Source organism: Myxococcus hansupus, assembly GCF_000280925.3.
Taxonomy (GTDB): Bacteria; Myxococcota; Myxococcia; order Myxococcales; family Myxococcaceae; genus Myxococcus; species Myxococcus hansupus.
In genome coordinates this window covers 1898444-1921596 of the sequence record NZ_CP012109.1, presented here as the reverse complement: position 1 = coordinate 1921596, position 23153 = coordinate 1898444, and the positions used below count along the sequence as shown (strand labels likewise).

General features: G+C 66.9%; 11 protein-coding genes. 2 read left to right on the top strand and 9 right to left on the bottom strand.

Translation table 11 applies throughout. From position 1 onward, the window contains the following. Positions 1 to 161 precede the first annotated feature (161 nt). The gene (locus A176_RS07915) at positions 162 to 2015 is read left to right on the top strand and encodes a bifunctional metallophosphatase/5'-nucleotidase (RefSeq protein WP_044889514.1); all 1854 of its coding nucleotides are present in this window, start codon (positions 162 to 164) and stop codon (positions 2013 to 2015) included. Between the two features lie 121 nt (positions 2016 to 2136). Here A176_RS07915 and A176_RS07910 read toward each other — a convergent pair whose 3' ends face one another. After that, positions 2137 to 8130: an RHS repeat-associated core domain-containing protein gene (locus A176_RS07910; RefSeq protein ID WP_021781059.1), complete on the bottom strand. Its 5994-nt coding sequence runs from the start codon at positions 8128 to 8130 to the stop codon at positions 2137 to 2139. 928 nt (positions 8131 to 9058) lie between these two features. On the opposite strand from A176_RS07910, the gene A176_RS07905 reads away from it, so the two are divergent. After that, on the top strand, positions 9059 to 10399 hold the full coding sequence (locus A176_RS07905) for an FAD-binding oxidoreductase (protein WP_226994235.1): 1341 nt from the start codon (positions 9059 to 9061) through the stop codon (positions 10397 to 10399). Positions 10400 to 10419: 20 nt separating this feature from the next. Here the strand turns inward: A176_RS07905 and A176_RS07900 are convergent, their stop codons facing one another. From A176_RS07900 to A176_RS07865, 8 genes are all read right to left on the bottom strand, one after another. After that, complete coding sequence (locus tag A176_RS07900; RefSeq protein ID WP_002634568.1) at positions 10420 to 14385, bottom strand: cysteine peptidase family C39 domain-containing protein; 3966 nt, start codon at positions 14383 to 14385, stop codon at positions 10420 to 10422. A 23-nt stretch (positions 14386 to 14408) separates the two neighbouring features. Further along, entirely contained in the window at positions 14409 to 15737 is a 1329-nt protein-coding gene (locus A176_RS07895; RefSeq protein ID WP_002634570.1) for a hypothetical protein, read from the bottom strand. Positions 15738 to 15747: 10 nt separating this feature from the next. Next, positions 15748 to 16110, bottom strand: coding sequence for a hypothetical protein (locus tag A176_RS07890; RefSeq protein WP_044889515.1), 363 nt, complete (start codon positions 16108 to 16110; stop codon positions 15748 to 15750). A gap of 137 nt (positions 16111 to 16247) precedes the next feature. Continuing rightward, complete coding sequence (locus A176_RS07885; protein ID WP_044889516.1) at positions 16248 to 17588, bottom strand: hypothetical protein; 1341 nt, start codon at positions 17586 to 17588, stop codon at positions 16248 to 16250. A 146-nt stretch (positions 17589 to 17734) separates the two neighbouring features. Continuing rightward, positions 17735 to 18919 (bottom strand): leucine-rich repeat domain-containing protein, encoded by a 1185-nt coding sequence (locus tag A176_RS39735; protein ID WP_002634575.1) that lies wholly within the window; start codon positions 18917 to 18919, stop codon positions 17735 to 17737. Between the two features lie 65 nt (positions 18920 to 18984). Beyond that, complete coding sequence (locus A176_RS07875) at positions 18985 to 19650, bottom strand: hypothetical protein (protein ID WP_002634576.1); 666 nt, start codon at positions 19648 to 19650, stop codon at positions 18985 to 18987. Between the two features lie 80 nt (positions 19651 to 19730). Next, positions 19731 to 21584: a DUF6798 domain-containing protein gene (locus A176_RS39045; RefSeq protein WP_002634577.1), complete on the bottom strand. Its 1854-nt coding sequence runs from the start codon at positions 21582 to 21584 to the stop codon at positions 19731 to 19733. A gap of 477 nt (positions 21585 to 22061) precedes the next feature. Then, positions 22062 to 23090 carry a pyridoxamine 5'-phosphate oxidase family protein gene (locus A176_RS07865; protein WP_044889517.1) on the bottom strand — a complete coding sequence of 343 codons (1029 nt, stop codon included), beginning with the start codon at positions 23088 to 23090 and terminating at the stop codon, positions 22062 to 22064. Positions 23091 to 23153: the final 63 nt, after the last annotated feature.

Genomic DNA, 23153 nt, shown 5'->3' with positions numbered 1-23153 from the left:
CCGAAGTACGAGAGTCTCTGAATCGTCATCAGGGCGCCGAGGCACGGGGCGCCACCGCGGGGCTTTGCAACAATCGCGTAACGGCGATGACAGACCCGTGAGTTAGGGTGTCTCGCGACTGGGAGATTCTTCCCGGCATTCCACTCCGTAGAGGTTTCCTGATGCGTTTTCCTGTCTGGGCGCGCTCGCTGCGCATGACTTCCCTTTGCCTCGTGGGCGCGTGCTCGCTGCTCACGGCCTGCGACTCCAGCGAAGAGCCTGGGCCCGGCAACGAGCCCCCGCCGCGCGACACCACACCCCGCACCCTGACCCTGCTCCAGACGAGCGACCTGCACACGAACATCTTCCCGTGGGACTACTTCTCCGGGAGGCCCGACGCGAGGCGCGGCATCGCCAAGGTGGCCACGCTCGTCAAGCAGGAGCGAGCGAAGAATCCGGACTGCACGTTGCTCTTCGACACCGGCGACACCATCCAAGGCACGCCGCTGGGCACCTACTATGCCCTCGTGGACAACACGCCCAAGCACCCCATGGCCACGGCCATGAACGAGCTGGGCTACACCGCCATGGCGCTGGGCAACCATGAGTTCAACTTCGGCCTGGACGTCCTCAACAAGTTCAAGAGCGAGGTGAACTTCCCCCTCCTCGGCGCCAACGTCCGCAACAGCGCGGACGGCTCCGAGGCCTTCACCCCCTACGTCATCCAGACGGTGTGCGACGTGAAGGTCGGCATCCTCGGCCTGGTGACCCCCGGCGTGACGACGTGGGAGCGCCCGGAGAACATCGTCGGCCTGCGCTTCGATGACCCGCTGCAGACCGCGTTGGACTACGTGCCGCGGATGAAGGAGGCCGGCGCGGACGTCGTGGTGGTGGCCATCCACAGCGGCCCCGACCGGCAGCCCACGGGCAGCGCGAGCAACCCCGAGTCGTGGCTGGTGGACTACGCGGATGATTCGAAGTGGGCGGACCGGGGCAACCTCCCCGGGGAGAACCAGGCCGTCCAGATTGCCCAGCAGGTGCCCGGCGTGGACGTGCTCCTCACCGGCCACACGCATCAGCCCATTCCGAAGATGCTGCTGCGGAACGTGGACGGCGGAGAGGTCCTCCTCACGCAGCCCAACCGCTGGGGCAGCCACCTGGCCGACGTCCAGCTCCAGGTCACCTGGGATGGCGAGCGCTGGGGCGTGAACACCCATGACGCCCGACTCCACGTCGTGGACGACACGGTGGAGGAGGATGCCGCCGTCACCCAGAGCACCCAGGCCTACCACGACACCACGGTCGCCTATGTGAATCAGAAGATTGGCACCACCACCGGCGTGTTCCCGGGCGGCTTCGCCGGGCGTTACGTGGACGGCCCGCTGGGCGACCTCATCAACATCGTGCAGGAGCAGGCCGCGCTCGAGGCGGGCTTCGAAGTGGACCTGTCCCTGGGCGCCATCTTCACCAACGATGTCTCACTGCCCGCTGGGGACGTCACCCTGCGTGATGCGTACAGCATCTACATCTACGACAACACGCTGTATGTGATGGAGATCAACGGCTCCATCCTGCGGCGCGCGGTGGAGATGAACGCCAACTACTTCACCACCATCAACCCGGACAACCTGCCGGCGACGCCCGCGGAGGCCAAGGCCACCGCGCCCGCGGTCGCGGACTACAACTGGGACCTGTATTCGCACATCGAGTACGGGTACGACCTCACGCAGCCCGCGGGCTCGCGGACCACGCACCTGCGCTTCAAGGGCAATGACGTCACCGACGACCAGGTGTTCATCATCGCCATCAACAACTACCGCGCGGGTGGCGGTGGCGGGTACAGCATGTTCCGGGAAGGCCGCGTGCTGTGGACGTCCGCGGATGGCGTGCGGGACTATGTCGCGCGTTACCTGCAGGAGAACCCGGGTCTGTCGCCGGACGAGGTGAACACCTGCAACTTCACGCTCGGGCCCGACCTCTACACGCCGTACTACGCGGCCACGTTCGGCCCGGCGAAGTGCCTGCGCGTGGAGTAGGCACTCGCTGAAGGCCTTCCAGGCCGGGCGCACGCCGTTCGCGTGCGCCCGGTCCGCGGCCCAGGAAGGCAATGAAGGCCCAGGGGCGGTGCCAACCCGCACCGCCCCTGTCCTGTTCAACCTAGGGGCACTGCGCGGCGGGCGTCAGCGGATGCCCTGTGACTCGCGACGCGTCACACTCCGCTCTGAGCTCGGAGGCCGCATCCTCGGCGCCGGGCTTGGGAACCTTCCACTGGCTGGAGGGCCCGAGATAGTCCTGCGCATGACCGGCCAGCTCGTGCGCGACGACGTAGACGGGTGAGATGTTCTTCGCCATGGAGGTGTGCCGTCCGTCCAGCGCCCGCAGGAAGGCGTTGCTGTGCGGGAACTTCCGGAGGTCGAACTGGACCACGACGGTGTCCTCGGGCGCCTCGTCGCCATGGCTGGCAGCCGGCGTCGGCATCACGGGCGTGACCTTCCCCGCCACGCCCCCAGGCAGGTCGGACTGCTTCAACTGGAACACCGTCTTCGACTCCTCCAGCCGTTGCCAGGCAGCGAGCCCCGCGGCGGTTTCACGCAGCGCCATGATGGCCTGCTGCAGATCACCATCCAGATCATCGAACCCGACGACGCGCAGCCCCGTCGGGTCGGAGTAGGCCATCGGGTTGTTGCTCGCGAAGACGTAGGCCGTCGTGTTCCTGCCGCCGGAGGCATCCTCGAGGACCTTCGCTGGCTTGACGAGAATCGGGTCGGGCGCGAGATACCTGCCTGTCGAGGCGTCGTAGTATCGATTCCAATTCTCGAACAGGTCGGTTTCGGCATCGAAGTACTGGCCGGAGAGCCGCAGCGGCAGCCACACGGGCTTCGTGGCTGGCTCGTGGCGCCGGTACTCGAACCCACTCAGGTGCGCCTCCACGGCGGTCTGCTCCTGCGTGTCCACGCCGATGTAGACGTGGAAGGTCCCATTCGCGGGGGCGTCAACCCATCCGGCCGAGGCCACCTTGCCCAGGGGGCCGCCGTACACCGTTCCATCCCAGGAATGAAGGCCCGGCAGCTTCTCGCCATCGGCATCCCCCAGGTACACACGGCCCTGGTGGTGGGCTTCGACCCACTCGAAGCGCCCTCGGACCTGGGTCTTCAATCCAGGGCTCACCGGCGCTCGAAGCGTGGCCATGGAATACGCATCCCGTGCCGCGGCGTGGTGCACGACGCGGTTCACGTGGCCAAACGGCTCGTAGTCCCCTGTTCCGGCGATGCGTCCCTTCGAGTCCAGCAAGAGGACCGGCTTCCCCGTCCCGTCCGTCACGGGGTAGTACGTCCCACAGGGGACGTCCGTCTCCACGCCGAAGCGAGCGCAATCCGACGTGTTGTCCGCGACTCGCAAGAACGGCGAGTGCGTGAAGCGCGACTTGATGAGCGCGACCGGGAGCCCGTCGAGCCACACGTACTCGTCGAGCACGTAGTCTGTCGTGGCCGGGTTGGAAGCCACGTGCCCCACGTCCACCAGCAGCCGCGAGCCCGAATAGAAGTACTCGTCCTCCCGGCCATCCCAACTGCGCTTCAGGCGGCGCCGGCCCGAGGCGTCGTAGAAGTACTCGTAGTTGACGCCGGGTCCCCCCGCCTGGGTGCTCAAGACCTGGCGGTACACCGCGCCCAGGTCCATGGGAGAGGCCAACGTCGCGTTGAGCGTCATCGCGTAGTACGGCTGCGTGGCCGACGGGGTGAGGAACCATGACGCGTCGCTCATGCGGCCCGCCATGTCATGCAGGTAGCGCGTCGTGACGCCGTAGGGCAGGCAGGTGACCTGACCCGCGGGGCACGCGGGCGCTGCGTGTCGGCGCGTGACGAGCTGGTCCACCCGGGGGAACGCGCTGGTGTATTCCGACTGCACCGTGAAGCCGTTGTGGCTCTCAGCCGTCCGGTTGCCGCGGGCGTCATACGCATAGGTGAGCGCCCGGTCGGTGACAGCCCCGCCGCCCTCCATGTGGCGATTCAGCACACGCCGCGCTTGGAGCCGCGCGTCGTACCCCGGCTCTCCGGAGGGGCCCTCATAGACCTGGGTGGTGGGATGCTGGGCGCTGGACGTCTGGAGGAGACAGGTGGACTCTCCCACCAACTGCTCCGCCTGATAGCGGTAGGCCCGCTTGAAGACATCCCCCGTGACGGTCCGGCTCACGCTCAGGCCCGACAACCGTCCGAAGGGAACGCCCGCGGCATCCACCGCCTGCGCGAACGAAGCCGAGGAGCAGTCCGTGATGCCCGTGTTCCCGCCGCCCCGGTGATAGCGGACGTGCGCGGCGACCGGCACACCCGCCTCGCCGCGTGAGTGGATGCGGTAGGCCTTCACGCCACCGTAGGGCTCCCACTCCACCTGGGTGATGAGCGGATCATGGCCTGTCCCGCCGTCGGGAAACAGGTGCGCCACGTAGATGGCGCTGATCCGGTGGGACATGCCCGAACTGGTCGCGTGGTAGCGGTACTCGATTCCGCGGCCGTACGGATGGATTTCGCCCGTCAGCCGGCCGACGGCGTCGTAGGTGAAGAAGTGGTTGGGACTGTCCTTCCCGGAGAAGAAGGGCGAGGTATTGCAGGCCTGCGAGGGGGGCTGGGTCTGCGCACCCCGGACGCGATACTTCGCGACCACGCGCCCCAGGGCGTCGTATGCGAACCACGTGGCCCCGAACGAGTCCACCATCACGTGCTGCTGTCCGGGGCGCGCGGCGGGACACCCCGCCGGAGGGGCCGGCACCTGTCCTTCATACCAATACTGATAGAGACGCTCCGCCTGAGAGCTCCGGCGCGCATCGGCCCACTGGAGCCGTCCCAGCGCGTCGTAGTGGTACGCCGTCCAGCTCGCGTTCTGGGCCATGCGGGACGTCTGCTTCACCAGGGGATTGCCCAGGACGTCATAGGCATACTGGACCACGCTGGGGCCCGCCGAAGGCGTCTGTCCTGGCGTGGCGGCGGCCCCCCAAGGGGCCTTCACCTCCAGCAGGTTGCCGAAGTCGTCATGCAGGTACTCCAGTGCCGGCTGATTGCCGCACGTGTCCAGCGTGGTGCCCGCCGCGCACCCCAGCTTGATGCTCCGGACGTTGCCCACCCCGTCGTAGGCGACATGCGTCGCCGTCGCGGCCGGACCTCCCGCGGGGCCCGCTGCCTCCAGCATCGACACCAGCCGGTTGAGCCGGTCGTACTCGAAGGCCCGGCACTCGGGCGGCAGCGCGTTCAGCGCGCCGTTCGCCGTGTCGAAGCCCCCGCAGAAGGCGGACGGACGGCCATTGCTGGCCAGATACGGGAGCCCCTCCCGAATCGGGTTGTTCTCCGCGTCGAAGAGCTTCGTCGACGCGTATGTGGAGTTCCAGCTCGCACCTTCGCCCCATTGCTCGCCAAAGCCCTGGTACGTGGCCCGTCCCAGCGGGTCCGCGTCGTAGGTCCGGCGAGCACGCAGCACGCCTCCCGCCGCGAACGTCTCCTCCATGATGAGCCGGCCCGAACGGTACGTGTAGTTCACCCGCTCGCTGTAATTGGTGCCCGTGGGCGTCGCGGCCGTCGCCTTCCACTGCAACGTGTCCGTCAGCGTTCCCCCCGTGCAACCCGCGCTGCCCGTGCCCGAGCGGTAGCAACGCACCTCGTAGCGGCCGTCCGGGTGCCGGACGTAATCGCCGTGCGCGCCGTTGTCGTAGCCGAAGTCGGTGATGAGGTCCGCCAGCGCCCCCGCCTTCACCGTCTTGCGGACCAGCCTCCCCGCGCCATAGGCGTAGTGCGTCTGCACGTTCGCCGCGTCCGTCGTCCGCAGCAACCGTCCCCGGTCGTCATAGCCGTCATACGAGGTGTTCAGCGCCGGCGCCGTTCCACATTGCCCCGGCGCGACGGGCTGCGTGAAGACGCGCTTGAGGACCACGTGTTGCTGCTGGCCGTTCGCTGCGTTGGCGCCCCCGTAGAAGTAATGCGTGATGGGTGCGGCGCCGGGGCACTCGGTCGCGCCCGGGCTGCCGACCCAGCACGGCCCTTCGACTTCCACCGCACGGGCCTGAGCGTCCGCGTTCGCCGCGGTCTCCCCGGAACACCTGCGATGGGTCCGGTAGAAGGTCGCCAGGTGCTTGAGGACCGGCGCCCCGAAGCTCGTGGTGAAGTCCCAGGTGTAGCCGCTGCGAACCTTGGCCATCAGCCGGTTCGTCGTCGGCTCGTATTGGTAGGTCCACGTCGCATGGGCGCCTCCCCCCACCCGGCTGGCCATGGCGGACACCGACTGCTCCGTCTTCACCTGCTGCTCGTACCCGGCATGGGTGCCCGCACGGCCGTACTCGTACGTGTACGACTTCGTCAGCAGCGCGCCCGTGCCATTCGCGTCCAGCGCCCCAAACGCCGCCGTCCGCATCTCCATGGGCGGCAGGTAGGCGGACAGCGCTTGCCACGGCAGCGCGGAGCGCGGAGCGTCACCCTGGGCCGCCAGCGCGTTCGTGAACACCGCATGGTTGTTTCGCGCATCCCTCCGGGACTTCGCCATCCCCACCCAGCGAGGGTCCGCGCTTCCGACCGCGACCTCATCCACGCTCCAACTGCGTGAGTGCTGCGACGCGAGGCTCCTGCCCACCCCCTTGCAGTAGGGGTCGTTGTAGACGCCATCCTTGCCGCACTTCACCTCCGCCCCAGTGGTGACCGCCCCGTGCGTCCGCGACCGGGTCGCGATGAACGCGCGCGACAGCGCCGTCTTGGGGAGCAGGTAGCCATCCCCCGCGCTGACCTCCTCCGTGAAGTCCTGCTTCTGCGACGCCGCGCAGTTGCCGCGCAGCACGCCCGGACCACACCAGGGCCCCGTGCCGGACACCTCCGCGGAGACGGTCTGCTTCGTCCAGAGGTTCTCGTCCTCGAGGACATGCGCCAGCTCCCGGTGCAGCAACTTGCTGGAGACGAGCACGTCATCCCGGAGCACCTTCCACCGCACGGTTCCGAGAGAAGCCCCATGGTCCACCCAGCGATAGGTCATCCTCTTGGCGACCGGTGACTCGGCACCGGCCGGCACGCTGGGCGTCACGCCCACGTCGTAACGCGCACCGCCCAGCATGCCAGCGGGGCTGGAGACCACCTGCTCGCTGCTGTCGTGCATGGCGTAGTCGTACGTCACCACGTTGCGCGTCCCCAACCCGGTACCGGACGTCCCCTCCTCCAGGTCCACGCTGGCCAGCACGCACTCGTGTGTCGAGGTCAGTGTCGTGTCCTGCGTGGGCAGGCTGGAATAGGAGAACGCCAGCCGGGAGCCATTCGTCAGGGTGGCGTAGCGCACCAAGTGCGCCGGATTCACGAACGTCGTCGACGGTGACGTACAGCCCGTGGGCGTAGCCGTGTGGTACTGGAGGGACGCGATGAGCCGCCGCCCCGCGTTGCCCGCGACCGTGCTGGTGCCATACGTCGTCGGCTCCACCTCCGTCAGGTAGTAGGCGTTGCTCCAGAGCGTGTACGGCAGCACCGGCTGCGTCTGCCCCCCCACGAAGACAGACTGGGTGTAGCGGAAACGTCCCTCCGGACCGATGAGGGTGAACCCATCCCCGTCCCACCGCAGCCGGGTCCCCTGCTCGCTGATGGACGTCTCGTAGTCGCCCGGCAGGCTTCTCTCGCAGGGGCTGAAACGCAGGCTGGCTCCGGAAGGCATCACGACCTTGCAGAAGGTGGTGATTTCGACATCCAGCCCCGAGCCGTCCCGCTTCCGGTCCTCTCCCAGCAAGACGTAGCTGTACAGGCTGTGCGTCCAGCGAAAGGCGGTGTTCGTCCCGTTCGCGTTCATCACCCGACCGAAGGGCCAGCTCAGCCGCTTCTCGGCAACCCCCAGGGTGTTCGCTTCGGTCGACGCGGTGAAGGTCCTCGAGAAGGAGAAGTCTCCAATCGCCGAAGGCAATTGGAAGTCTGTCTCCAGATAGGCCGGGCGCAACGACCCCACTGGCACCGCGGCCTCCTGGGAGACACCCGCGGCACCGGGGCCCCCCACCGGTGGCGCCGGACTGAGCGGCACCTGGTCCACGCGCTGCTGAACCTCCGCGTCACTGAGTGTATTCGATGCCCAGGCGACCCCTGCCCCCACCACCAACAGCCCACACGCCGACAGGGCGCCTACGCCCCGGCGGGTCCATTGTGTTTTCATGATGATTCCCACGTTCGGACTTCGGATTGCTTCCCACTGGAGTCGCTTCGAACCTCAGCCCTTGCGTCCGTCCCGCGACGCGCCGGAGGCCAGCACGGGCTGGCACAATCCCTCACGTGTATGGGCATCCAACATCACGCAGGGCCAGCCGGCCGGGCATTCCGCTGTCTCGATACAGGCACGCGTACAAAAGTAGCCCTGGCCCAACTCCGCGCCCGGAGCGTGCACGCATCGCCCGCTTTCACAGGAGGTGTGCCCACCTTCGACACAGGATTCGCCCACGGCGCGCGGGACTCCGTCCCACGGAATGCTCTTGGGCCGCCACTCCGTCACGACTCGACCTTCCGGTACGGCCTCGGGGGCCACGACAACCGAGGGCTCGACCTGTGGCGTACACGCCGCCACGCACACCCCAAGACACAGCAGCAGAAGCCCGGCTCTCATGACACACACGACTCCTCATCGAGCTCGAAACGCGCTCCCTGTTGGAGGCGCTTCCCTGGATGGCTCGAGGCAGCCTAGTGAGACAGGCGTGATGAAAGCGTGACGCCGCCCCTGGAGGTCCGCTCCCGGCCAGGACGTCACGCGCCCTCGAACCGGTGACACGGTCCACAGCACGAAGCGCCCCAGGTGCGCGCGGCCCTCCTCACCCGGGACGGCAACGGGCCCGGCGAGCGCACCGTCCACGCCCCTCCGCCAACGCGTGCATGAACGCCTCTTCTCGCCCACCTGCCGCATCCGGTGCGTCGCACCCGCGCCCATCCCTAGCTTGGCTGTAGGGGCCCTTCGCAGAACGCGCGGTCCCGAGAAGGAGAACGCCATGCCCCTGGAATCCCAACGTGAGCCTTCCCAGGCGGGGGGAGGACTCCCGCCCGGGCTGCCCCCGGACAGCGTCGAACAGTTCCGTGCACGCTTGCGTGGAGGACTCGTGCGCCCCGGAGATGCCGACTACGAGGAAAGCGCCCGCGTCTACAACGCCATGATTCACAAGCACCCGGCGCTCATCGCCCGCTGCGCGGATGTGGCGGACGTCATCGCCGCGGTGGCGTTCGCTCGCGAGCGGGGACTCACGCTCGCCATCCGGGGAGGCGGGCACAACGGCGGAGGGCTGGGAACCTGTGAAGGAGGGCTCGTCGCCGACCTGTCGCGCATGCGCGGCGTCCGCGTCGACCCGGAATCCCTCACGGTCCGCGTCGATGGCGGCAGCGTCTGGGGCGACGTGGACCACGCCACGCATGCCTTCGGGCTCGCCGTCCCCTCGGGAATCATCTCCACCACGGGCGTGGGTGGGCTCACCTTGGGAGGTGGCCTGGGGCACCTGACACGCCGCTACGGTCTCACCGTCGACAGCCTGCTCGCCGTGGACATGGTCCTGGCGGACGGGCGCTTCATCACCGCGAGCCCCGAACAGCATCCGGACCTGTTCTGGGCGGTGCGCGGCGGCGGCGGCAACTTCGGCGTCGTCACGTCATTCCTCTTCCGCGCCCATCCGGTGAGCAATGTCCTGGGAGGCCCCACCCTCTGGCCCCTCGAACGCGCGGAGGAGGTGATGCGGTGGTACCGCGAGTTCATCCTCTCCGCCCCGGAAACCCTCACCGGATTCTTCGCCTTCATGGTCGTCCCGCCCGGGCCGCCCTTCCCCGAACACCTCCATCTGAAGAAGATGTGCGCGGTGGTCTGGTGCTACACGGGGGCGCCTGAGCTCGCGGATTCCATGTTCGAGCCCGTGCGAGCCATGGCCCCCGCGCTCGACGGCGTGCAGGCCATGCCCTTCCCCGCCTTGCAGAGCATGTTCGACGCGCTCTACCCGCCGGGCCTCCAATGGTACTGGCGCGCGGACTTCGTGCGAGAGCTCGGAAACGAAGCCATTTCCCGGCACGTGGCGTTCGCCCACCGGCTGCCCACGATGCACTCCACCATGCACCTCTACCCCATCAACGGGGCGGCACACCGGGTGGCGCCGGGCGACACGGCCTTCAGCTTCCGGGACGCGCGGTGGGCCGAGGTCATCGTCGGCGTGGACCCATCACCGGACAAGGCCCCGGCCATCACGGCGTGGACGAAGGACTACTGGGCCGCCTTGCACGCGTATTCCGCGGGCGGCGCCTACGTGAACTTCATGATGGATGAAGGCCAGGAACGCGTGCAGGCGACCTACCGGGACAATTACGCACGGCTGGCCGAGGTGAAGGAGCGCTACGACCCCGACAATGTCTTCCGCGTGAACCAGAACATCCGGCCGGCCGGCTCGAAGCCACTTCCGCACTGAGTGACAGACGAGGCGCCTTGCTACACCGGCTTCTCGATGCCGACGGCAATCTGCGTCTTCCCCGGGAGTTCAGGGCGCTGGAGCTGGTTGAGTGTCGCCTCGACCTCCAGCATGACGGACATCCGCTTCACGTTATCGCCCCAGTGTGCCGGGTCCACGGTCATGTCCCATTCGAACTCAGCGGGCAGGCCCATGAACGAGACGGTTTTGATGATAGCGCCCAGTTCGCCCTTCGAGTTCTTGGCGTGGCGGACGCGAAACTCCGAGTTCGCCACATGGAGCCGGTTGACCACCGGACGCAGGTACAACTTCTGGCTGTCCTGCTTGTAGCTCTTCGGGTCGATTTCGCAGGGGATGAGCACCTTCAAGGGCGCTACCTCGAAATCATGGGCCGTGGCGCCACCGGCCAACATGTGCGCCTGGTACTGGGCGTAGTTCATGTGAGCCTGCCTGCCGGTGTCCGTGGGCAGGGGGTCCCAGTAGAGGAGATGCTTCTCCGCGAGGCGCTCCTCGTAGCCATGACAGACCCAGTAGTGCCCGGCCTTGGCAACGATGAAGGGCTTCTTCGCGTCGAGCTGCGCCTTGATGTCCTCCCACGAAAGGATGCGTCCCTCGACCTTCCCCTTGGGCTTGAGCCGGTCGAGGCGTAGCGAGCTCTGCTCGTCCTCCAGCCCGGAATAGACCTCCCGCACGAGGTCCTCGAGCGTGCTTTTGTCCTTCAGGTAGAACTTCCGCATCATCAGGCTGGTGGCCGCCCAGCACCAGTTGGACTTCTTCTGCGGAACGAAGTCCAACCCTGGCACCTTCACGCGCGTCCACGGAACGTCCTCGACGACAGGGGCCAAGACGCCCTCCTCCTGGGGGGAGGCTTGCTGCTCGACCACCGGGGCTTTCTGCGCGGGGCTCCACGCCTCTTCCGAGCTGGGCGTTTCGAAGCGCGTCAGGATGTCCATCAGCGCGTCGATGGCCGTCTTCAGGGAGCGCTGGGTAAACGTCTCCTCCACGTGCCCCGCACGGCGCTTGTATTCCCAGATGAGGTCCCTCAGTCCGAGGACCGGCAGCCCATCGATGAAGGCCAACTGGGGCCAGCTCTCTTCGCAGGCTTCCACGGAGAGCTTCATCACGATGGGCTTGTACTCCACCCCATCCGCGAACTTCACCGCCTCCGGCCATTGGAAGTAGAGCGTTCCCGGCGCCCCTCGGATGAGATGGTAATGGGGAGCCTTCGTCATGGTGTTCTCGAGGTACGTGGCAATGATGGGCTCGATGAGCTCCAGCACGGTGCCCGCATCGACCTTGGCGCCCGGCTTTGGCCCTGGCGTGCAGTAGAGCTTGATGTCCACCCGCTTCACGGGCTCCAGCTCCGCCATCCGGTCGAACCGCCCGTACTTCGCATGCAACTGCGCCGCGAACGCGCCCGTCACGCCGAACTGCACCTGGAGGTTTTCGCCCAGCGCGAAGATGGAGCCCGTGTAGATGGCCTTGATGAAGTGGACGAACCAGTTGCGCTGCTTCTCGATGAACTGGGCTCGCGCATTCTTGAGGTGCGCGCCATAGGTCTCCGCCATCCACTGGACGAAACCAATCGCGTCCGCCACCTCCTTGTTCTTCGCATCACCGGTGTACGGCGCATGCGCGGCGATCGATTTCTTCAAGGCGTCGGGATACGTCGCCTTGGCCGCACGAAGGGGGAGCGCGGTCTTGAACGTCGTGTCGAAGCACCTGGCCAGGTCGGGGTCCTCCGCCAACTCATAGGCATCCGCGAGCTGCTTGAGGAGGACCGTGAGCAGGCGGCGCAAGTGCAGGGGGAGTTTCCCGACCTCGGAGACCGAGGAGGCCAACATCAGCGGGACGTGCGCCTTCTCCTCGGCCACCAGTTCGTCGAGGTCCGCGGACAACATGATGAGGATCTCCACCAGCCGCTCCACCCGGATGGGGATCTTCCGGATGGAGATGCTCGCATCCATGAAGGCCTCGCGAATCATCGTCACGAACTCCGCCAGATAATAGAGATGCCCGGGGATGGGGATTTGCTCCCGGACGATGACGCGCGAGCAGACGTTGAACCACTGCTCGAAGGCCTCCACGGTGTCCCGGCGGGGAATTCCAATGTCGATGAGCTCCGCCTTGCAGTTCTCCTTCTCCAGTTCCTCCAGCAGGGAGCCCGTCTCTTCGTTGCGCATGCGGTCCGAAAGGGCCAGCGCCTTGAGCTGATTCATGGCCTCTTCATAGAGGCGCTGGTCTTCATCGGAAATCAGGACGTCGTCACCGAGGCCCAGCGGTGTTATCCGCCCTTCGTGGCTTTCAACCGTTGCCTCGGCCGTCTCGTGGGCCTTGGCACGCTGGTCCTTCTCCGCCTTGTCCAGCGCCGCCAGGGCCTTGGTCATCCCTTCGTAGGCATCTCTTTGATGGACGCGGACAGCGAACAGCCGCTTGGACTCCTCCAGGAAGGTGAGCACCGCGTTGTGCACTTCGAGGAACGTCCGGTACCAGTCGCCTGCTTTGAGGTTGGGATTGATGACGATGTTCGTGTCCCAGTCATTCTCCCCTTCCGTGGCGCGCCCCTGGAGGTACTTCGCCGCCCGCCCCCCCTTGAGATAGAAGACCGCCGCGGGCTCTCCCTCGGGCCACTTCTCCGACACAGGCCCCTTCTTCGAACAAGCCTTGCCCAGCGCGGCGTTCAGGACCACCAGCCGGTCTCGGAGCCACGTGAAGAGCCAGGACATATGCGGGCTGTTGTGCAGGCCCCCTGTCAGGGAGCTGCTGATCTTCGTGCGGTCCGCGGCCGCGATGGGCTTCTCCGACTGCACCTGGAACTTCACCAGGAGGCGGAAGAGGTAGAACGGTTCGATGGTGTGGAAGTTCTGGATGCTGCACATGCCCGCATGTGCGCGGACGAGGTTCTTCTGCGCGCGTGAGAGCCGGGCTCGAACCGCCTCCAGTGTCTCCTGGGGCTTGTCCTCCTTGGCCGCCGCATCCATTTGCTTCGTGAAACCCTTGAGTTGCCGCTCCACGTCCGCGAGTGGCGGATACCGCTTTGCCCGAATCTTGAGGTCCGTGGGACTGGCTGTATCCGCTGGTGACACGCTCAAGTCGAAGGCCTTGCGCAAGAGCCAGAGCGCGTCGTTGACCTTCACCAGGTGAGGGGGGCTGACATCCTTGGGGAGCGTGGGCAGTTCGCGCTCCAGCTTCGCCAAGGTGCTCTCGAGTTGCTCGAGCACCGCGGGCGTGTCCGGAGGCGCATCCTTCGCCAACCCCATGGCCTTCGGGATGCCCGGGGAGAAGTAGAAGTACTTCCCCATCTCCTCGGCCTCCTTCGCCGAGGCCGCATCCGCCGTCAGACCTCGCACGGCGTCGCGAATCAGACGCTGGTGGCAATTCTGCAGCGCTTGCAGGGGGTGCAACGAAGGCGTTGACCAGAGCAGGGCCAGGTCCGACTGGGACGGGTACACCACCTTCATGCCGTGGCGCGCGGACACGATGCGCGCGAGCAACTCGAAGCCATCCTGGCGGGTGTCGCAGGCCAGGAAACCGAAGGCGTCGTCCGGTTTGTCACAGCGCTCCCATTGGAACTCGTCGTATTCGGTCAGGGCGGTCTGGATGGCTGCCTTCAACAGCGTCACCTCCGCGTCCAGCAACACCTGCAACGCCAAGATTTCCGCTTCGGTGCGTCCCTGGTTCGGACCGCCGACGTAGCAGTGGATGCCCTCCTCGCTCGCCTCGCCGTCATCCCCCAGCTCCAACGTGACGTGGACGCCGCCGGTACCGCTGCCGAAGATGCGGTCGAAGATGGTCTCCACGCCATGATGATGCTGGAAGCGGTAGGCCCAGGTGGTTTTGAAGACAGTGAGGTGGACTGTCTTCCCTTCCACCTCCCCCACCTCTTCCTTCACGAGGCTGGCCTTCTCGTCTCCGCCGTCTTCGAGCCAGGGAAAATTGAATTTCTCCGTGTACCACTTCTGCTTGTTTGCCTTGTACGGAGCCATGGTTCTCGAAGCCTCAAGGAGGGTCAGGGCCAGCGCAGTTGCGCGACGACAGGCCAGTGCGTGGAGAGCGCGGCGCTGAAATAGCGGCACTCCGCCAGTTCGTTGACGGGCGTTGCCTCGCGCGGCGGTCGCTCCGTCTCGGATTGGAAACGCTCTCGCGGGCCCACGAGCAGCGAGTCCTCGGAAGGAAGCGGGTTGTCACCGCGCGCTTCGCCCTCGGCGTCGAGCACGCTCAACCGCTGCGCGGAGAGCGCGGCACGCACGAGGTCCACGACCCGGAGCTCCTCGACGCGAGGAGGCGCGTCCACCGCGGCGAAGCAGGGCAGCAGCGTGTCCGCGAGCGCCCCCGCCACTTCCTTCAGATTCTCAGGGTGCTTGGGAAGCTCCATCGCGTCCCAGTGCATGTGCTCGTTCTGCAGGAGCACGTTGTCGAGCGCCACGGCGGAGAAGTTCGCCAGCAGCCCTGCCTGCGCCTCTGGAATCGACTTCCAAGGGTCGTCCCGCAGCACCGACCCCTCCTGGGGAGGAAGCTGGTAGAGGGCCTCCATCTCCGAACGGAACTGGTTGAAGGCAGCCCGGTCCGACAACAGGTCCGTTGGCGCGGAGAGGGCCACCAGCGATGACTCAGGCGCGGAGCGGGTCGCCTTGGGAGCAGGGGTTGGAGGCGCCGTCCCGCCCTCCTCCGTGAGGTCACCCTCATGGATGGCGCCGAGCGGGGCCATGACATGAACAGGCTCCGCGGCGTGTGCTTTCGACTGGAACGTCGCGCACAGGAGCTTCCCGGTCAGTCCCAGTGAAGGAACCCGGCGGGAGTCGACGACGTCGAGCTTGGAGAGGGTGAGGCCTTCCGCACCGCGGAACAAGACGCACGTGGTGCTGTCGGAGAGGTAGACGTACTTCCCATCCACGTCGGACGTCAGGAACCGCGCCTGCCAGCCCCCGCTGGGGTCCAAGTCCTTCAACTGCTGGAGGATGCGCAGCACCTCTCGCGCCCCGGTGTCCTCCACCGCGTCCTCCATGACGAGCTGCACACGCCCCGCGAGGTCGGTCTTCACGACGGTCGCGCGCGCCCCCACCGTTCGCGTCAGCCCCGGGAGGATGCAGATGTCGAGCTTCAACCGGTGCACGAGCGTGGCATAGGCCTCGATGGCGACGTCCGGACGCACGACGGGACGATGAAAGCCGCCCCCGAGCTGGTGGAGGTGCCAGAGCAGGAAGCGCAGCGGCGCCTTCTCCTTCGGAGCGAAGGGGCACGGCGTGACAGCGGGCTCGTCCCCGCGCCCGTCGTCCTCCGCGGACTTCGCGAGCGCCTTCAACGCGGGGGAGACGGGGATGGCGCTGTCGAGATTCATGGCGCCTCCGTCACGCAGCCGCCGCTTCGAGCCGGTGCATCGCCTGCTGAAGCAGCCGCCCCAACCGGCGAGGAGCGGTTTCTGATGTGGACCCGACGAGCGCCTCGTGGAGCCAGGCATGCGCCTCCCCACTCCAGTCAGCGCCAAAGATGACGACCAGGTCGAGGAACCGGCAGACGTCGCGCGTGGACGAGAGCGCGTAGCCGTGGGCGCTCCGCACGGCGCCACGGACCAACTCGAGCGCCTCGGCGTCGTCGTGCTCCGCCACCCACTCCGGATGACGCTGTCGCAGATGGTCGAGGTAGGGGCGTGGATTTCGGAGCTGGAGGTCCAGTGACAGTGACTGGAACTGGGTGTCGCGAATGGTCAGCACGGCTCGAAGCCATTGCACCTGGCGTACCACTCACCCCCACGGAGAGAGCGTCCTCGCGGGCCCAGCCGGCCGCGTTCCATGGCGACGCGCGCGCGTTCCGTGACGACGCTCGTTGAACGCGGAAGACCGCGCGGTGCCTACTTCACTTCGACACGTCTGAAGAAGACGTCGGTGTTCTCGAAGGACAGCTCCTCCAACCAGCCCACGTACCCATGCGAGCCACCACGGGACGCGAGCACTCTTGGCGCGGCGGAGCGAGTGGGGCTGCTGCTCAGGTTCTTGACGGGACTGAAGGTGGAGCCCAGGTCCCCGCTGGCCCGGTAGAAGACATCGAGCGAGCCGCCCGCGGCGTCCTCCCAGACGACGCGCACAATCGAATCCGCCGCGGAGAGGCTGACGGCTCCGGAGTACCCTGGCGTGTTGCTCAGGTTTCGCGGCTTGGAGAACGCGCCCCCGTGGTCATCGCTGACGCGCAGGACGATGTCGAAGTTGCCAGCGGCATTGTCCTGCCAGGCCACGAAGACATGCGCGCCCGATACTTCCAGGTCGGGGGCGAGCGCGAGCCCCTTGCCCGCACTCAGGCGTTGGACGGGCCCGAAGGAGGAACCCCGGTCCGTGCTGCGACGGTAGAGGATGGAGCAGGTGCTCGGAAAGAGGTCGTCACATTCTTCCCAGACGACGTGGACCCGCTGGTCCTTCACCGCGATGCGGGCGAGCACGGAGGGCTGGCCCGGCCCTTCGTCGGCGCTGAGATTGAACCGAGGCGTGAATGCGGCCTCTTCCAGGGAACGGGTCCGGACGTAGACGTCGGGCCGGTCGTCCACGCCCACATCGTCTCCCACCAGGTAGACGCGGTTGTTCAACGCGGTCATCTCCGTCACGCCAATGCCATGACCATCATCCATGGACAGTGCGGGGCCGAAACTCAGCCCCCTGTCGTGGCTCGCTCGGAGGTGTTGGTGGACGGCCCGTATCCCCAGCGGAACGGCCCACGTCACATACACGTCGCTGTTCTCCGCGGCGACCCGCGGGGAGATTCCGTCCGCAGCCAGCAATTGGGGCGGCGCGAACGTCCTGCCGTGGTCGTGGCTCGCGCGAAACTGGATGCCCTGCTCTCGCCAGGCGACGTAGACCTTCTTGCCCGCAGCGGCCACGGCGGGCAGGTAGGCGGGGCGGACACCGCTGCTCAGGAGTTGGGGCGGGTCGAACGTCTTTCCCTGGTCGGAACTCCGACGCAGGTAGACGTGGGTGAGGTCCGCGGAGGGCGTGTCACTCCAGACGACGTAGACGTTGCTCCCAGAGACCGCCACCTGGAACTCGAAATTGAAGGTGGGCGTCTCGCTCAGGTTCAGCGCCGGCCCGAAGGCTTCATTGAAGGGAGGCGGAGGCTGCTGCGCCGCCACCGTCCAGGACAGCATCAGCGCGCCCCACAGCCATCCCCAGCCCCCGGCCCCCCGCGTGCGTCTCCGACCCGCCATGTCCCCTGCCCCTTCCCGCCATGAATGGCGGGGAGGAATAATCGCCAGTCATGAGCCGTGTCATTGCTCGAAGGCGCTGCCCTCCTGGAGATGGCGGACAGGGAGCCGCCCCGCGAACCGAGAGGCTGGCGCACGCCTGCGTGACTTCAGGGACGGAAACCCACGTTGCAGTCGGGGAGCGCCGCCCTCAAGGCCTCGACCTCCTCCTTCGGGATGGAAGTCTGGTGGAGATCCAGGTGCTTGAGGCCGCGCAGCCCGTACAGCCATGACGGCAGCGTCGTCATGGGCGTGGCCTTCAGGCCCAGATACTTCAAGCGAACAAGCCGCCCCCATGTCTCGGGAAGGGTGTGGACGCCCGTGTTGTCCAAGAGGAGCGACTCCAAGGCGTCCATGTGCCCGAGCTCTGGGGGGAGCGTCTCCAGCCCCGGGTTCCAGGAGAGGTCGAGCCGCTTCAGCTTCGTCAGCCGAACCAGCGCACCCGACACCTGCGTCAGCCGCGCGTGCTTCAGCGTCAGGTGCTCCAGCTCGGAGAACTCGCCCATCATCTCTGGAACCACGCCGAGCGTCCGGCCCAGCAGGAAGATGTCCTTCGTGTCCCGGGGAAAGGTGCCCAGGATGGCCGAGGCCCCCTGGTCGCGAAACTTCGCGGCGGCCTCACCGAGTGACTCCATCATCAAGTTCAGCGGATCCCCCGGAGAAGCGGCGCGCTTGCTTCCCGGCTTCGGGGGAGCGACCTTGTTCAGCGCCGCCAGCTTCTTGGTGAGCCACGACGCGAAGGTCCCCAATTCGAGCGTGGGCAAGCTGTCCTCCACGGACCAGACGACCAGGGCGTCGTCGCTCGCGCTCTTGCCGAAGCAGTATCCATTGGTGTCGTTGAGGTCCTCCGACGCGAACATCACGAAGCGGTAGGTGTGCACGCCCGCTTCACGCTCCTCGCGGACCGTCGTCCATTGGCGGCCTGGCTCGCCCATGCCTTGTGAGGCCTGGAGGCGCCAGCGTGGGGGAAGAAACGCCAGTCCCTTCTTCCCCGTCGACACCCAGCGGTACCCCACCGCCTCGACGAATCGCAGGTACGCCTCCGGCAGCAGCGGCGTCAGATCGGGCGCATGCTCGAAGGACATGTGCATGGGCTCGAGCTCCGATGCGTACTGCCCCGCGGCGTCGGGCCCCCAGGCGCCCACCAGCCGCGCCTCCAGGTCCTGCCACGCGCTTTCGAGCGACACAGGCAGCGCCGCGCCCTGCTTCTTCGCCGTGGAAGCAGGCGTGCGTGAGGAGGTCTTCTTCGCCTTCGCGGAGGAGGCTCGGGTCGGAGCGGATTTCTGACTCGCCATGCCGTTCCGTACCGCTCCCGGGCGGGCACCGGCAAGTGCGCCTCGGGCTCGTGCGACACCGACCGCTAGGTTCCAGGATTTTGAGTCTCGAACGGGTTGAACGTGGGCGGTTCGAACCCAGGAAAAAGGGCCTTCAACTCGCCGAGCTCCGGAATGTACTTCTCCGGGTTCACATAGAAGTCTTGCTTGTGAAGATGATAGCGGACTGAGTACACGCCCCAGTATCCGGTGACGACTTCGACGTACTGCCTCAGCGTCAGGGGAATCCGCGGCAACTTCTTCGAGCCGCCATGATTGATGAGGTCCCCATCGACGAAGAACAGGTCGTAGCTCCCGTCTTCCTTGAACTTGACCGTGACGTAGGCGTCATGCCCCTCGAACCGCTCGAGGATGTGGTGCGTCTTCATCTCCGCGATGTCGTCTTCCTCGTACCAGTCACACCACAGCAGGTCCGTGGTGTCGTTCTCCATGAACCTGCGGAAGTCCTGGAACGTGAAGAAGCCATTGAGCTGGGATTGGCCGGCCGGGTCGATGAGTCGCCAGATGAAGGCAAGGCCGCTGAGTTCGTTGAAGAACTCGAGCCACGCATCCGGGAGACGGAGGGCCTCGTTCTCCATGAAGCGCCGCCGCTCACGCTCCGCCAGGGGCGCGTCGCAGTCTTCCCAGACAATCCGAGCCCCCGCGGAGCTCAGTTGGCGCTTCACGGATTGGAACATCTGTTGGTAGTTCATTTCTTCGCTCCAGCACGCGGTCCGAACAGGACGATACCAGGCGTTGATGACGTGACGCCCTGTTCATCGTCCTGGGCGGCTCAGGGCACGGCGTCAATCCGATACACCGAGAACTCATCGTCCTGATACAGCAACGGCAGGTCTGGCTGTGCCACCGCGGGGGGCGTGGCGCCCGGAGGGAGCGGCATCCGATGCTCCTCCTCCTGCTCCGAACGCTCCACCACCGCATGGGTGGCGCCAAAGCGACGGGCCAGCTCGAGGAAGCGGGCGGCATCCGCGTTCCGGTAGCCCGCGAGAACCGCATCCTGACTGCTGAGCCATGCCTGGAGCGACGACGCGTCCGGTGCCGTGTCGAACGGCTTGCAGTCGCAGAGGGCCTCCATGCGCTCTCGCCACTGGCGCAGGAACGACATGCTGAAGCTGACCTCGGAGCCATCCTTGTAGTTGGCCAGCACCTGACGCCGGGCACCGTAGCGGTAGGCCGCCATGGCATGTGTGAAGTACGGAGGCGTGACCACCACGGCGTCCTCCGGCAGATTCTCTCGGGACCAGGCCATGACGCGACTGCCCGGCAACTCGTCGAAGCGAACCTGCACCGCGGGAACATGCCAGTCGAGCAACTGCGCCGTGACCCACATGCTGGCCACGATGCCGAACACCGCCGCGGCGGGAGCCCAGCGGGGAGGACTGGCCACGTCCCGCTCTGGACCACGCCCGAGCACCAGCGCGAGAAGGCCCAGGATGAGGATGGCGGGATTGTAGTCCAGCACGTAGGCGACCAGCGCCAGCGCCGCGAACGGCGGACGGCGCAGCGACCAGACCCAGGTCTTCGCCACCCACGCCGCGCCGCAGACGGCGGCCACGAAGTTCATCAGCCGGGAGGCTTGCTGCAGGTGCAGTTGTAGCGCGGCGGGATGGTGCAGCCACTCCAGGCCCACCCAGCCCGCGATACACGCCACGAGCGCGCCCAGGATGAAGCCCGCGGCCGCTCGCGGCAGCACCCGGGCCTGCCACGCGCCCAGGACGAAGACGAGCGGGGCCAGCCGCTCCCAGTTGTCCTCGAACGTCCACGTCGAGGGAAAGTGGTGGAAGAAGAGCTGCAACCGGTTGAGATGCATCCAGTCTTCCGGCGCGGGAAACGGTACCCCGCCATGACTGCCCCGAAAGAGCATCTGTGCGAGCAGCGGCGATGCGCCGAGCAGGAAGAACAGCGGCCCGGTGAACAGCGCCCGGTGGTGGCGGCGGTCCATGAGCGCGGCGAACCAGACGAGCAACGCGGTATGGCTGGCCGTCGTCGGGTGGAGGATGAACACCGCACCGGTCAGCAGGAAGGCCGCGCGGAAGCGGCCCGATGCGGCCAGCGCGAGCGCCAGGAGCTCCGGCCCCAGCGCGAGCGTCCGGTTGAGCAGGTGGTTGTCGAAGGTGGGAATCCACGTGAGCGTCAGCTTCGGCGCCACCATGACCGCCGGGGCGAGCGCGGCCGCCCACCGACCCAACCGCCCCGGGTAGAGCGCCCGTGCCAGGCACACCGTGCCCCAGAAGAGCCCCAGCGCCGATGCGAGGTGCAGCGCGAAGTACAGCGGTTCGATGGGCAGCCACTGCGTCCCCCACGCGAGCCACGTCCACAGCAGCGAGGGGTGGTGGCTGCCGGCCTCGACCAGCGGATCTCCCGGAAGGAAGTCCGGGGCCTGTGCCCGCAGGACGTAGGGCAGATGGATGGCATGGTCCAGCGTCCCGAACTCGTAGCCGTTGATGAGCAGCCAGGCGCCCAGGAAGAGCACGCTGATGCCAGCGCCGACGGCCAGGTCCACGAGGCGTGGCGCCCACCTCCGCGTCTCGACGGGCGCCACGGGGGAGGACGTGACGAGCGCCACCGGGCTGGCGCTCTCCGCGGGGGCATCCGGTGCCGGGATGCCGGTCTCGGGGTGATTCATGGGACGACACCTCGCCCGTTTCCAGCATCAGGTCAACGGGGGCACCTCGGAAGTCTCGTCGAACTTGTGTGTCGCGTGATTCCAGCAAAAGAGACGGTGCCTCCCAGGGGGAGCGTCCCCGACACATGCTTCAAACATTCTCGGACCGTATGAGCCAAAAACACGGGCATTGCGTCGCTGGAAGCGGGGATGAGCACACGTGGGAGCATGTGGGCGATGGCGCGTGGGCCGATTCATCCACGCCACCGTTCCGAGACATGCTCCCGCGGATGGAGAGGTCCATCCTCTTGCCACGGAGCTGGGGGCTCCGCCGCGCACTGCGGGGCGTGCGTCAGCTCACCCCACGCACACCGCAAGGGCCGCCCGGAGCGGCGCGCGACATGCGCCTCCCTGCACCGGACATCCAGGCGCCTTGGGACGGATGGGGCTGTCCCCCGGCGCCCGGTTGCCGCGCGAGGGGTCCTCTCCGTCCCGCGCTCAGTAGAGGTTCTTCTTGTAATCGACGTCGATGGCCCAGCTCATCATTCGCTTGGACGCGAGCACCCGCAGGGCCGCCGCGGCGGCGCCCCGCTGAGGGCTTCTCCGGACATGGTCGATGAACACGTCCGACATCTTCGGCAGCCGCTCCTTGGGCACGTGCCTCGACATGTCCCACAGCCCCGCGTCCAGGATGGCCGGACTGGCGAGGATGCGCGCCGAACGGGCCTCCAGGAGCAGCGCCAGCTTGGGCACCTTCCCTTCCACCGTCATTGACGTCAGCAAGGCGGGTTCAGAGGACAGGGAGGCGGTTCCGGAGACCTCCAGCACGCGCGCCTCCCCTGGAATCAGGGCGAGCAGGGCCGCACGCGGTTGTTCGAGGACGTTGTGGAACGTGTCCGTGCGGCGGTTTCCCGGCCGGTCCGGAACCGCCACCCGCGTCCCGTCCAAGCGAAGGAATCCCGCCGGGTCGCCCTTGGGACTGACATCCGCGTTGCCCTGCGCGTCCCACGACATCAGCAGCACGAAGGGCGTGCGCGTGAGCCAAGCTCGCACCTCGGGGTCTCCCGCCCACGAGCCCGTCGCGCCCGCCGCCGGGGCGAGTTCCGCAGGCGGCTTCCACAAACCGGAGCGGATGAGTGCCTTCGCACAGTGCACGAAGGCCTCCTCCACCGTGAAGGTCAGGGTGCGGCCCTGAAGGGTCGCCCGCCCGTTCACCCGCAGCGTCTCTCCCAGGCCGGGGATGAAGAACAACAGACCGCACCCCACCGTGGGGTTGAGCGGAACGGGCTCGGGCAGCTCCAGCAGGAGGTGCGTCGCATCCACGACGCTCGCGAAGCCCAGGACGCCGCCCGCGGCCGTCGCACGCGCTTGCCCATCCACGTCGATGTAGCCGAGCACCGCGAACGACGCGCATCCCAGCAACTGGACGCAATGCGAATCCAACGCGTCCAACGACTTCAGCATCGAACCCAGGGGACGTGAGCCCACCACCCCCTCCAGCGCCTCGACCGACTGGATCCGCGACATGCTCGAAGCATACGTATTTGATTTTGATTTGCAACTTCACAGCCCCGCCACTGGGGGATGGCG

Bases quoted from the DNA above. Each gene is read 5' to 3' on its own strand.
- A176_RS07875 (WP_002634576.1), bottom strand. From the start codon at position 19,650: ATGAACTACCAACAGATGTTCCAATCCGTGAAGCGCCAACTGAGCTCC.
- A176_RS39045 (WP_002634577.1), bottom strand. From the start codon at position 21,584: ATGAATCACCCCGAGACCGGCATCCCGGCACCGGATGCCCCCGCGGAG.
- A176_RS39735 (WP_002634575.1), bottom strand. From the start codon at position 18,919: ATGGCGAGTCAGAAATCCGCTCCGACCCGAGCCTCCTCCGCGAAGGCG.
- A176_RS07865 (WP_044889517.1), bottom strand. From the start codon at position 23,090: ATGTCGCGGATCCAGTCGGTCGAGGCGCTGGAGGGGGTGGTGGGCTCA.
- A176_RS07885 (WP_044889516.1), bottom strand. From the start codon at position 17,588: ATGGCGGGTCGGAGACGCACGCGGGGGGCCGGGGGCTGGGGATGGCTG.
- A176_RS07910 (WP_021781059.1), bottom strand. From the start codon at position 8,130: ATGAAAACACAATGGACCCGCCGGGGCGTAGGCGCCCTGTCGGCGTGT.
- A176_RS07900 (WP_002634568.1), bottom strand. From the start codon at position 14,385: ATGGCTCCGTACAAGGCAAACAAGCAGAAGTGGTACACGGAGAAATTC.
- A176_RS07895 (WP_002634570.1), bottom strand. From the start codon at position 15,737: ATGAATCTCGACAGCGCCATCCCCGTCTCCCCCGCGTTGAAGGCGCTC.
- A176_RS07915 (WP_044889514.1), top strand. From the start codon at position 162: ATGCGTTTTCCTGTCTGGGCGCGCTCGCTGCGCATGACTTCCCTTTGC.